The 12,265-nt window shown below is 30.9% G+C and carries 8 protein-coding genes and 2 pseudogenes; 5 read left to right on the forward strand and 5 right to left on the reverse strand.

Annotated features, from left to right (window positions below):
• Positions 1-275 precede the first annotated feature (275 nt).
• Positions 276-1,424, reverse strand: a complete 1,149-nt coding sequence (gene nspC / locus SR62_RS07460) for a carboxynorspermidine decarboxylase (RefSeq protein WP_002892468.1) — start codon at positions 1,422-1,424, stop codon at positions 276-278.
• Positions 1,425-1,547: 123 nt separating this feature from the next.
• Here nspC and cueO point away from each other — a divergent pair, with 123 nt between their 5' ends.
• From cueO to SR62_RS07480, 4 genes are read left to right on the forward strand one after another with little or no spacing between them, the layout of a single operon-like run.
• The gene (cueO, locus tag SR62_RS07465; protein WP_002892470.1) at positions 1,548-3,089 is read left to right on the forward strand and encodes a multicopper oxidase CueO; all 1,542 of its coding nucleotides are present in this window, start codon (positions 1,548-1,550) and stop codon (positions 3,087-3,089) included.
• 1 nt (position 3,090) lies between these two features.
• On the forward strand, positions 3,091-3,312 hold the full coding sequence (locus tag SR62_RS07470) for a MoaD/ThiS family protein (protein WP_002807291.1): 222 nt from the start codon (positions 3,091-3,093) through the stop codon (positions 3,310-3,312).
• On the forward strand, positions 3,313-3,759 hold the full coding sequence (locus SR62_RS07475) for a molybdopterin synthase catalytic subunit (protein ID WP_002892472.1): 447 nt from the start codon (positions 3,313-3,315) through the stop codon (positions 3,757-3,759).
• 3 nt (positions 3,760-3,762) lie between these two features.
• The gene (locus tag SR62_RS07480; RefSeq protein ID WP_002892474.1) at positions 3,763-4,953 is read left to right on the forward strand and encodes a molybdopterin molybdotransferase MoeA; all 1,191 of its coding nucleotides are present in this window, start codon (positions 3,763-3,765) and stop codon (positions 4,951-4,953) included.
• 428 nt (positions 4,954-5,381) lie between these two features.
• Here SR62_RS07480 and cas2 read toward each other — a convergent pair whose 3' ends face one another.
• The 3 genes and pseudogenes from cas2 to cas9 form a co-directional block, all read right to left on the reverse strand.
• Positions 5,382-5,813 carry a CRISPR-associated endonuclease Cas2 gene (cas2, locus tag SR62_RS07485; protein WP_002893450.1) on the reverse strand — a complete coding sequence of 144 codons (432 nt, stop codon included), beginning with the start codon at positions 5,811-5,813 and terminating at the stop codon, positions 5,382-5,384.
• Positions 5,806-6,696: a type II CRISPR-associated endonuclease Cas1 gene (gene cas1, locus SR62_RS07490; protein WP_002893451.1), complete on the reverse strand. Its 891-nt coding sequence runs from the start codon at positions 6,694-6,696 to the stop codon at positions 5,806-5,808. The genes cas2 and cas1 overlap by 8 nt, the downstream gene beginning before the upstream one ends.
• A pseudogene (gene cas9, locus SR62_RS07495) lies at positions 6,683-9,646 on the reverse strand (type II CRISPR RNA-guided endonuclease Cas9). Before cas9 ends, cas1 begins: the two are co-directional and overlap by 14 nt.
• A 173-nt stretch (positions 9,647-9,819) precedes the next feature.
• Here cas9 and dcuC point away from each other — a divergent pair.
• Positions 9,820-11,255: pseudogene (dcuC, locus tag SR62_RS07500) on the forward strand (C4-dicarboxylate transporter DcuC).
• Positions 11,256-11,275: 20 nt separating this feature from the next.
• Here the strand turns inward: dcuC and purM are convergent.
• Complete coding sequence (gene purM, locus SR62_RS07505) at positions 11,276-12,265, reverse strand: phosphoribosylformylglycinamidine cyclo-ligase (RefSeq protein ID WP_002858893.1); 990 nt, start codon at positions 12,263-12,265, stop codon at positions 11,276-11,278.

Below are 12,265 nucleotides of genomic sequence, written 5' to 3' on the forward strand. Positions count from 1 at the left end.
AATTTTGCTTGAATGAATATTATGCAAAATATACCTAATATTCATTTTAAAGCCGATTTTTAAATCGATTTATCTTAATACTATTTGATTTAAAAATCACTGAATTTCAATAAAATTCCACAAGGATTTAAAATATTAAAAAATCATACCAAAGTATTGAAAATTAGATATTTGAGTTGATTTTATATGTGAAAAAATAAAATACTTTGCATAAAATTTATATCTTTGATTCTCTTCCGAGTAAAATTAACATTTTATGCAAATTATAAATAATACTAATTTCTTAAAGAATAATCCTTATAAGAAAATTCTCTTATCATTTGAAGTTCATTTTTATGGTCTAAAAGCATGAGATTTGGAAGTCTTATACCATTAAAAGTTGTGTTTTTCACAATGGTGTAATGAATTTGATCTAAAAAAACAATTTTATCGCCGATTTTAAGCTTTTTATCAAAAGCGTACTCTCCCATTACATCACCCGCTAAACAAGTATTTCCAGTAAGTAAATAGGCAAATTCGTTTTCTTTTAAGTCTGAAATTTTTTCATTTTCTCTTGTGGCTAAAATTCTAGCATTTAAAACTTCACTTGTATAAGGCATGATGATAGTATCTGGCATATGCGCTTCGCTTGAAGTGTCTAAAATAGCAATTTGTTTTTCATTTTCTATGATATCTACTACACTAGCCACTAAATTTCCTGTTTGCCAACCTACCGCTTCACCTGGTTCAAGATAAACTTGCACGCTATATTTATCACTGAAATTTTTACACAAAGCAATAAGTTTTTCAACATCATAGCCTTTTTTGGTGATGTGATGCCCTCCTCCAAAATTCACCCATTTCATTTGCCCTATCCATTTGCCAAATTTCTCTTCAAAAACCTTTAAAACAGCTTCTAAAGCATCAGCACTTTCTTCGCAAAGTGCGTGAAAATGAAGTCCTTCTATGGTACTTAAATCCACATTTTCAAAATCTTTAGCACGAATTCCAAGTCTTGAGTATCTTCCACAAGGATTGTAAAGTTCTTTTGGGGCTAGAGAAAATTCAACATTGCAACGAAGACCTAAGGAATTTTTTTGTGTTTTAGCTTGAAATTTATGAAATTGAGCTAAAGAGTTAAACACTATATGATGAGATAAGCTGGCTATTTCATCGATTTCATCTTCTTTAAAAGCAGGCGAATAAGTATGAATTTCTTTATCCATGTATTCTTTAGCAAATTTTGCTTCCCAAAGTCCGCTACAAGTACAACCTTTTAAGTATTCTCCAACAATTTTCATCGCTCCTGAAAAAGCAAAACCTTTTAAAGCTAAAAGCACTTTAGCACCACTTTTTTCGCCAACACTTGCTAAAAGCTCACAATTTTTTCTTAATTTATCTTCTTCTAAAATATAAGCTGGAGTTTGAATTTTTTCATAAAACATTATTTTTCCTTGATTAAATTGCTAAAATCATAACAAAATTAAACCAAATTTTCAAAATAAATATTTACTAAAGTTAAAAAAATAATGACTATAATACAAAAAATCAAGCAAAAGGAAAAACTAATGAATAGAAGAAATTTTTTAAAATTTAATGCACTTACTCTAGCAAGTATGGGTGTAGCCTATGCAAATCCTATGCACGATATGCACTCCATGCATAAAAATCATTCTATAAATCATGACTTAGATACTTCTTTTATAAACTTTGCTCCAAAAAATTTAAAGCTTTTAGATCCAAAACAATTCCCCCAAGGAGAAATTTTAAAAGCCTTGCCTTTACTCAAAAATGAAAGTAAAGAAAAAAATATTTTTCGTGCTACCCTAGAAATCAAAGAAAATCATATAGAACTTATCAAAGGTAAAAAAACCTTATTTTATACTTACAATGGCCTAGTGCCTGCTCCAAAAATAGAAGTTTTTGAAGGAGATAAACTTGAAATTTTAGTCAAAAACAAACTCAAAGAAGCTACAACTATACATTGGCATGGCGTTCCTGTACCACCTGATCAAGATGGAAGCCCACATGATCCTATCTTAGCAGGGGAAGAAAGAATATATCGTTTTGAAATTCCTCAAGATAGCGCAGGAACTTACTGGTATCATCCGCATCCTCATTATACCACTTCTAAACAAGTCTTTATGGGTTTAGCTGGGGCTTTTGTAATCAAAGCAAAAAAAGATGCTTTAAGTCATTTAAAAGAAAGAGATTTGATGATTAGCGATTTGCGTCTTGATGAAAACGCTCAAATTCCAAACAATAACCTAAATGATTGGCTAAATGGTAGAGAAGGAGAATTTGTACTCATCAATGGACAATTTAAACCTAAAATCAAACTCGCCACAAACGAACGCATACGCATTTATAATGCTACTGCAGCAAGATATTTAAATTTACGCATACAAGGAGCTAAGTTTATACTTGTTGGTACTGATGGTGGACTTATAGAAAAAGCTATTTATAAAGAAGAACTTTTCTTAAGTCCTGCTTCTCGTGTAGAAGTTTTAATCGACGCTCCAAAAGATGGGGAATTTAGACTAGAAAGTGCTTATTATGATAGGGACAAAATGATGGTAAAAGAAGAATCTAATACCCTATTTTTAGCTAGTATTAGCCTAAAAAAAGAAAAATTAGAACTTCCAAAAAATTTAAAAATTTTCAAACCTTTAGAAGAACCTAAGGAATTTAAAGAAATAATCATGAGTGAAGATCATATGCAAATGCATGGAATGATGGGAAAAAGTGAAAATGAATTAAAAATCGCTCTTGCGTCTATGTTTTTAATCAATGGCAAAAGCTATGATTTAAAACGCATTGATTTAAGCTCCAAGCTTGGAGTAGTTGAAGACTGGATAGTGATAAATAAATCTCACATGGATCATCCTTTCCACATACACGGCACGCAATTTGAACTCATCTCATCAAAACTCAATGGCAAAGTTCAAAAAGCCGAATTTAGAGCCTTCAGAGATACTATAAATGTGCGTCCTAATGAAGAGTTAAGACTTAGAATGAAACAAGATTTTAAAGGACTTAGAATGTATCATTGCCATATTTTAGAACATGAAGATTTAGGAATGATGGGAAATTTAGAAGTAAAGGAATAAAATGGTAAAAGTGGAATTTTTAGGCCCTATAAATAAAGAAAATTTAGAACTTAAGGTAAAAAATTTAAAAGAATTAAAAGAAATTTTGCAAAAAGATGAGAGTTTAAAAGAATGGCTAGAACTTTGTGCGGTATCTTTAAATGATGAAATCATTTTTGATGAAAACACTAAGTTAAAAGATGGTGATAAAATAGCACTTTTACCGCCAGTTTGTGGGGGCTAAATGGAACATTTTACACTCTATCAAGGTTCTTTAGATATTCCTAAAATTTATAGCCAATGGTATAAATTTGCCAAGGATAAAAACTGCGGTGCTTTGCTGACTTTTTGTGGTATTGTGCGTGAAGAAGGAGGTATTGAGGCACTTAGTTTTGATATTTATAAACCGCTTTTAAAAAAATGGTTTAATGAGTGGCAAAAAAGAGTAGATTTTGATGGTATTACCTTGCTTTTTGCTCACTCTATAGGCGATGTGGCGGTTCATGAAAGCTCGTATTTTGCAGGAATTTTAAGCAAACAAAGAAAATTAGGACTTAAACTTCTTAATGAATTTGTTGAAGATTTTAAAGCAAGTGCACCCATTTGGAAGTATGATGTGATAAACAAAGAAAGAATTTATGCCAAAGAAAGATCAACCAAACTTTGCGGTGCAGGACTTTTAAAAGGATAAAAAATGTTAATGTCTTATGAAGAAAGTTTAAAAATTTTACATTCTCATATTAAAACTTATGAAAAGATTGAAAAAATAGCTCTTACAGAGTGTTTAGGACGCATTTTAGCTCAAGACATAAAAGCCCCTAAAAATCAGCCCGAATTTCCAACTTCGGCTATGGATGGTTATGCGATCAAATTTGAAGATCAAGATAAGCCTTTAAAAATTTTAGGCCTCACACCTGCAGGCACTATGCCACAATTTAGCGTGCAAAATGGTACTTGTGTAAAAACCTTTACAGGCTCACTCATGAGCGAAGGAAGCGATACTTTAGTCCCTGTTGAAAATGTACGCGTAGAAAATGATACTCTTTTTATAGAAAAAAAAGTTCCTCAAGCTTTTGCCGTGCGTGCGGTAGGAGAAAACTATAAAAAAGATGAAATTTTACTCAAAAAAGGCACAAGGTTAAATTATAGCGAGATAGCTCTTTTGGCTGAACTTGGATTTTTTCACATTAGTGTGTTTATAAAGCCTATTGTAGGGGTTTTAAGTAGTGGAAGCGAGATCAAAGATCTAGGAGAAGCCTTAGAAAATCCTGCTCAAATCCGCTCTTCAAATCATATCGCCATAGCTAATTTAGCTAAAAATTTAAATTGCGATACAAGGGTTTTTCCACTTTTAAAAGATGATGAAAAAGCCACTTTTTCTACCCTTGAAAGTGCTTTGCAAAGTTGTGATATTTTGATTACAACAGGCGGAGTTTCTATGGGAGATTTTGACTTTTTAAAAAAAGCTGTAAAAGAATACGAAATCATCATCGATAAAGCCGACATAAAACCAGGTAGACATATCAAAATAGCCAAGGCTAATGAAAAATTCATCATCGCCTTACCAGGTTTTCCTTACTCGGCTATGGTAATGTTTAATCTTTACGCAAGAGAGATTTTAAACTCTTGGTTACTTCAGCCTAAAGACTATATTTGCAAAGCCTTTTTACAAGGAAGCTACAAGAAAAAAACACCTTATTTGGAATTTGTCGCTTGTAATGTGGAATTTAAAAATGGACGCATTTTAGCCAATCTTGAAGGCAAGAAAGAAGGCTCTAGTGCGATTATAAATAATCTTAACAATAAAGCTGCCCTTATGGTGGTACCAAAAGAATGTGAAATGTTAGAAAATGAAAGTTTAGTGGATATTATCTTTATGCCTTAAAATTATTTAAATAATTTTATTTCGATTTTAATCAACCCTAAATTTCAATAAGTTTCAAATTTGCAACCTCCTTTTAGTGAAGTAATTAGCCCTAGCAGAGTTTCAATCCACTAGGGTTTTTTAGTCCCTTTTTAAATTTCTTTATGGTAAAATTGTGGTGTGCTTGGGTCTGTATTGATATCTGTTTTAGTCCCTTTTTAAATTTCTTTATGGTAAAATCCAGCAAGTCGTGCAATTTTAATACACTGGGTTTTAGTCCCTTTTTAAATTTCTTTATGGTAAAATAGATATTTACCAGATAATGAAAATTTTGCTATTTTTCATGAAAAATAGCAAAAATTATGCTATAATCTCATAAGAAATTTAAAAAGGGACTAAAATAAAGAGTTTGCGGGACTCTGCGGGGTTACAATCCCCTAAAACCGCTTTTAAAATTCAAATAAATTTTGCTGATGATATTTTTCTTGTTTTTTGTTTATTTGAATTTCTTCGTTATTTGAATTTTTATATTTAAATTCTCCATGACTATCTATATCAAAAAGCGTTAAATTGGTTTCGTTATTAACTTTTTCGTTAAAAACTATGCCACCAAGCAAAAGCTCCATTTTATCAAACTGCTTTTCAGTGATGATTAAAGCCCTTATATTTCCATAAGGTGGCAAAATCTTTTTTACATTTTCAATAGAACTTTTTGCAGAACTTAAACCCTTGCAAATACGCATATAAACGCTAAATTGTAACATAAAATAACCTAATTTTATAAGATTGTTTCTAAATTTACTTGCTAGTTTTTGCTCTTTTTTACTTTTAGTAGGTACATCAAACATCAAAAGCACGCGCATAAATTTATCTTCAATCATCAAATTTTACTATCTTTAGTTCATCTTCATACAATAAAGCATTTTTAAAATTCGCCACATAATGATTTATCGCTCTATTTAAAGGATAATTTTGCCCATCAAAATTGATTTTGCTTTGTAAATTGCCAATCAACGCTCTTTTGTCATCTTTACTTAAAAACTCACTTTCACCCTTAAGCTTTAAAACACAATCATCAACACTAGCCCTAAACACTTCTATCAAATCATCGCAAAGCGCAAAAGAATTATAAATATTATCGTGCTTTATGCCAAGCCAAGGCAAAAGCCCACTTATACAAACTGCTCTAATAATACAAGCCCTAATGATTGCATAGCCATAATTTAAAGCAGAATTTTCAAAGCAAAGCTCATCTCTTGAAAAAGAAACACCAAACAAAGTTTTAAAATAAAGCGCCGCCGCAACAGCTTCAATATTTTTACTATCATTTAAGCTTACTTTTTTAGCCAAATTTATAAGCTCATTGCTTTGCTCTATTTTATTGTGTTTTTTCAAAACAAAGGCTTGATTTAGGATTTTATTTTTAATGATTTTTTGCCATAAAATAGCCTTTTTTTGAGCGCTTACATTCATTTGCTCTTTTGCGATTTTTGCACTTTGAAAATGCCCTAAAAAAGGAGTAAAAACACCATTTATACTATGAGTTTCATCGCAGGTTAATAAGATAATTTTATGCTTTGCAAAGGCATTAAAAAGTGCGGAACTAAGGCTTACTTGTAAGCTTTCTAAAACGATGATGTTTATATCCTTTAAAAACAATTTGGCTATATTTTCATCTTGCTTAATCACAAGATGATTTAGCTCTAAATTTAGCTTGGCATTAGAGCTAATAAGCAGTGTTTTAAAAGCTTCATCGTAACTCATTTTTAAAATCTTCTCTTTGTCTAAACTCAGCCTTTGTAACTTCTCCAAGTGCTGAAACTATGTATTTTTCAAATACTTTTAGATTTTGAATTCCTATGCTTTTTGCGATTACTTCTTTTTCATTTGCATTTTTAAACAATATTTTTTGATTTTTGCTTAGCGTTTCAAATTTATTATCGTGTTTTGAAACAATCAAACTAACGGTAGAGCTTGTAAAAGCATTAAAATAAACAAGTTCTGGCTCTTGCATATCTTTAGTTTGAATTAAAATCAAACTATCTTTGTATAAAGAAAAGCAAAACTCATAATCTTCATCCATTAAAATCCAGTCTTTTATCTCACCTTTTTTACTTCGCGCTACAGCTTTATTTGGTAATACTTTTAAAGCAAAATCCATAGTATAAATTGGCACAGCATAAAATTTATTTGTCTTTTTGTGTTTAAAAATATCCACTCTAAACATATCGCCATTTTTAACTATTTTACCATTTACTTTGCGGATTTTACCAAGCTCTAGGGCTTTTAAAACTCCTTCTTTTCCGCCGTATGATTGATAGAATTCTTCTTCTTTTCTAAATGTTTCTTCATGTAAAGCTCCACTTGGCTTTTTTCTCTCAGGTTTTGAGACAAAAATTTCATCAATTTTATCTAAAACCTTTTGCCTAAAACCACTAAAAGGCTCAAAAAACTTCCTTTTGTTTTTATAATCTAATTCACTAATTTTTTTTGCATAAAGTTCTGCACTATTGCTTTCTTGCTCTTTTTTAAAATCTGAAAAAGCCTTTACGATAGAGTTGTTTGCATAAGCAATAATTGCTGCATCGATGGCGTGATGAAGATGATTATTTCTATCCTTAGTGCTAAAGCCCCAAGTGTGTCTTAAAGCCGATGTTAGCATACCGCTTTTTGCTTCTACATGCACTTTTGAGCCTTTTTGTGTGTCGTTTAGCTTTGTATTTTCATCATCGCTTAAAGGTAAAAAATCTAAATAATCTTTAGTGTAGTTTAAAACAAGCCTTGCGATGTAGCGAGTATCGTTTAAATTTCTATCTTTAAAGTCTTTTTGCTCTTTATCTTTATAGTTTTTATCTAAAATTCTTTTTTGCTTTTTAGTAGGTAAATTTTTTGTTAAAACTTCAATTTTCTGCCATTTTGTACTATCATTGCCAAAGGCTTCAAAGGGGGTTTTATTAAGCTTTTCTTGATTTTGCTTGGCAAAAACTAAAACTTTATTCATATAAGAATCATCAAAACTTCTAGAATAAGGGTAAATATGGTCAATTTCAAGCATTTTTTCATCTTGCAAATCGCTAAGTTTAATCTTTTCCCCGCTATAAACACAAAATTCTTTTTGTTCTTTAAATAATCTTAATTTTAAAATATTTTTGCTATTTATTTTTAAGCCTAGTTTTTCACATTCAAGTTCGGCGTCTTTTTTGGCCTTGTAGTTTTCGTTTTGCTCTTTTTCTATTTTAGCTCTTTGGCTGTGATTTTTACCTACTTCTCTTGCTAATTCAATGTTTATTTTATGCACTTTACCGTATTTTTTAAGTAAGGCATTTAAGATTTTTCTATATTCTTTAATCGCCCTTAAAACAACAGGATTAGTTACTTCATCTTTGTAATAAGTTTCATTAAATGCGGGTAAAAAGTCTTTTTTATCTTCATTGATTGCTACTTTTAAATTAAGCTCATTACAAGCTTCATCGTATTTTTTACCTTCAAGCATTAAAGGAGTGATAAGTTTTAAGGCTTTAAAACTTATATTCAAATGGTCTTTAAATTCCAATTTGCTTAAGCTATCAATTTGATTTTCTTTTAAATCGTATTTTGCTAAAGCCTTTTTAAGTTTAATCTCATCTTTTATAAGAGTGATATCTTTTGCTATTTCATTTAAATCATCTTGGCTTAAACTATGTTCATCTAAGGCTTTTATAAATTCTTTGTATTTTTTAAACTCAATAAAATAAGTTCCTTTTTCTCCTTTAAATTCATAATCATCGCTTAAACCCAAAAGCTTTTTTGTTTGTTTATAAGTTAGAGTGCCGTTTTTTAAAACTTCATTTAAAAGAGCGTTTAAATCATCTTTTGTATATAAAATTCCTTCAGTATTTTTAAGATTGTTTAAAAGATTGATAATTCTTGTAAGTGCTACAAACATAAAAGCTAAAGGCGAATTTTTTGGCGCTCTTTTTTCATCAGTAAAAAAACTACAATTTCCCACTAAATGAGAAAAATCTTTTAAAGCCCTTTTATAAAATGCTACACTAAGCACCTCTTCTTCAAATTTTTTTGAAAAAGAAAAGCCAAATTCTCTTTGTTTTTGAAAAATAAGCTTTAATTCATCTTTTAAAAAACTTTGCGCTATGCAGCGTTCATAACTTTCTTTTTTATTTCTAACATTTATAAATTCTTTGGAATTTTCTTTGAATTTTTAAAAATACTCTTTATAAAGATACTCTCCTACACTTTGATAATTTACTAGTTTTTCTTCATTTTGCTTGATAGCTTTTAAAATCTCGCTCTTTTCTTCATCACCATTATTTTTAATATCATCATAGCCACGCCTTTTTGCAATATGTAAAATCACTCTTGCAAAATCTTGCTTACTTAAAAGCTCGTTTAAAGCTCTAAATCTTAACTCATAAGGGCTAATTAAAGATCCTTTATAAGCCTTGGCTAAACTTTCATCAAAGCTTTGATAATCTTCGTAATTTAACTTAAATTCATTTGCGATTAAATGTTTTAAGTGATTTAGCCTTGCTTTGCGTCTAGCAAGGCGTTTTCTAGCACTTCTTGCAAGGCGTCTTGGCAAGGCTAAGGATTCTCCTGTTTTGGGATTTTCAGCCTTTGTAAAAATCCTAACTCCACAATCTTTTAACTCATCATTTTCACTAAATGCCCAGCCAATAGAGCTTATTCCTATATCAAATGCCAAAATTCTTGCCACACTAGATCCTTTTTAATATTTATGATTTGTGTATAATTATAATACAAAAATCATTTTTTTAAACAAACATAAACTTTTCAGTAACCAAACTATATATGTTAATTTTATAATACAAAAAACAAGTAATTTTTAAATAAAAAATATTTTTTATTTAAAAATTTAGATAAAATCCAATTTATTGTAAATTCAAGAGACCCTATGCTAATTTTTATGATATACTCAAAAAATACAATCCCATTTTTGTATTTTTTCTTTCAGGTATTATCTTGCTTATTTTTGCTTTTTACATCACAGGAACACCTATACCAAAAGCTCCAAGCAGAGAGTATACAAGCTTTTAAATGTTTTACTTGATAGTTATCTTTTATCACAGCAACTTTTAAAAGTCAGCTTTCTGGAGTAGGACTTATTATCATGAGTGTGGCAGGTTTTGCTGCTTATATGAAACATATCAATGCTTCGGCAAAACTTGCTTTTTTAGCAAATAAACCCTTAGGAAAATCAAAAATAAATACTTGATTTTAAGTGGAACTTTTGTTGTTGGAATGGCTTTAAAAATCGTCATTTCTAGCTATGCTGGATTGCTTTTGCTTTTGTTAGCATGTATTTATCCTGTTTTAATCTCACTTAAAATCCGTCCTATTACAGCTGTATGTGTGCTTTCTTTAATTGCGCTTGATTATGGTCCAAAAGATGGAAATTCAATCAATATGGCAGATATGGTAGGACAAAGTGATAATGTCGTAGGGCTTTTTTAAATTACCAAATTTATAGTGTGATTGCCTATGTTGTAGTTATTGCCATCTTGATTCCTTTTTATTTTGCTTGGATTGATAAAAGAGATAAAGAAAAAGGTGTTTTAAATGATGAAGTTGAAATTCCGCAAATCATTGATCCTAAATGCCCTACTTTTTACATATTCTTTCCTTGGTTACCTGTTGTATTTTTATTTACAGCGTATTTTTTTACTATCAAGCTCGATGTTGTAACAGCAAATTTTGTAAGCATTTCTTTAGTTTTTCTTGTTGAATTTGCAAGACACAGAAATGCTAGAAAATTAGGCGAAGATATGATGGTGATTTTAAAAGCTATGGCTGAAATTTTTATCTCAGTCGTAAGCATAATCATCGCTGCTGGAGTATTTGCTGAAGGCATTAAAGCACTTGGTGGAGTTAATATCCTTGCCAACGCGGTTTCAAATCTTGGAACAGGAAATTTTGCATGGTTTGGAATTCTTTTGAGTATAGCTATTTTAAGCTTTTTAGTTTATTTTGCCACAGTGATTATGGGAAGTGGAATTGCTGCTTTTAATGCTTTTGGAAAACTAGCTCCTGATATAGCTACAAAATTAGGCGTTGCACCTATTACTCTAGTTTTACCTATAGAAATTGCATCTTGTTTAGGTCGTGCAGCTTCACCAATAGCAGGCGGAATCATAGCTTTAGCTGGATTTGCAAAAGTAGCTCCAATGGATATTATAAAACGAACCACTCCTCTTTTACTTATCGCTATGCTTGTAAATGTGCTTGTAGCCTTTTATCTAGCACAAACCAATCCTTTGCCAAAAGAACAAAACACTACAAAAATAGAACTTAAAATACAAAAATAAAGCGTATTAACGCTTTATTTTCATTCTAAAACAATACCTTCATTAATGCAAATTTCGCCGATAATAAAGGCATCTGAATTTTCTAAAACCTTACTTACATTAGAAGGATCTACAACCATTACTAAACCCACTCCCATGTTAAAGCTTCTATACATTTCGCTTTCTTCTACAGCCTGTCCTATAGTATAAAAAATTTCAGGAGTCTTAAGATGATGTTTGCGTATAGTTGCACCCATACCACGAGGTAAAACGCGTGGTAAATTTTCTACTAAACCACCCCCTGTAATATGAGCTAGAGCACTGATGTAAGGCTTTAGTGTAAGAAAATCACGCACATAAATCCTTGTAGGTTCTAACAAAATATCAATTAAATTTTTACCCTCTATCTTGTCATCAAATTTTAATTTTAAACTTTCAAAAAGTACTTTTCTAGCTAAAGAATAACCATTTGAATGAAGTCCTGAACTAGGAAGTGCCAACAAAATATCACCATTTTTAACAAATTTACTTCTATCGATCTCATCTTCTTCAGCCATACCCACTGCAAAACCCGCAAGATCAAAATCATCTTTTGCATACATTCCAGGCATTTCAGCAGTTTCTCCGCCAATTAATGCACAATTTGCCATCTTGCATCCCTTGGCAATGCCTGATACAACAGCCTTTGCTACTTCTACTTCGAGCTTGGCTGTAGCATAATAATCTAGGAAAAACAAAGGAGTAGCAAAATTACAAATCAAATCATTCACACACATTGCTACTAAATCTTGCCCTATAGTATCATATTTTTTAGCATCAATTGCCAAGCGAAGCTTGGTACCAACCCCATCTGTTGCACCTAAAATCACAGGCTTTTTAAAACCACTTGGCATTCTAAAAGCACCAGCAAAAGAACCAATTCCACCTACAACATTATCATTAAAAGTTTCTTTAACCAAAGGTTTTATAGCCTCTACAAAGGTATTTCCATTATCTATACTTACGCCTGCATCTTCATATGAAATTTTCAT

It is taken from the genome of Campylobacter sp. 2014D-0258 (assembly GCF_008000495.1).
GTDB classification, from domain to species: domain Bacteria; phylum Campylobacterota; class Campylobacteria; order Campylobacterales; family Campylobacteraceae; genus Campylobacter_D; species Campylobacter_D jejuni.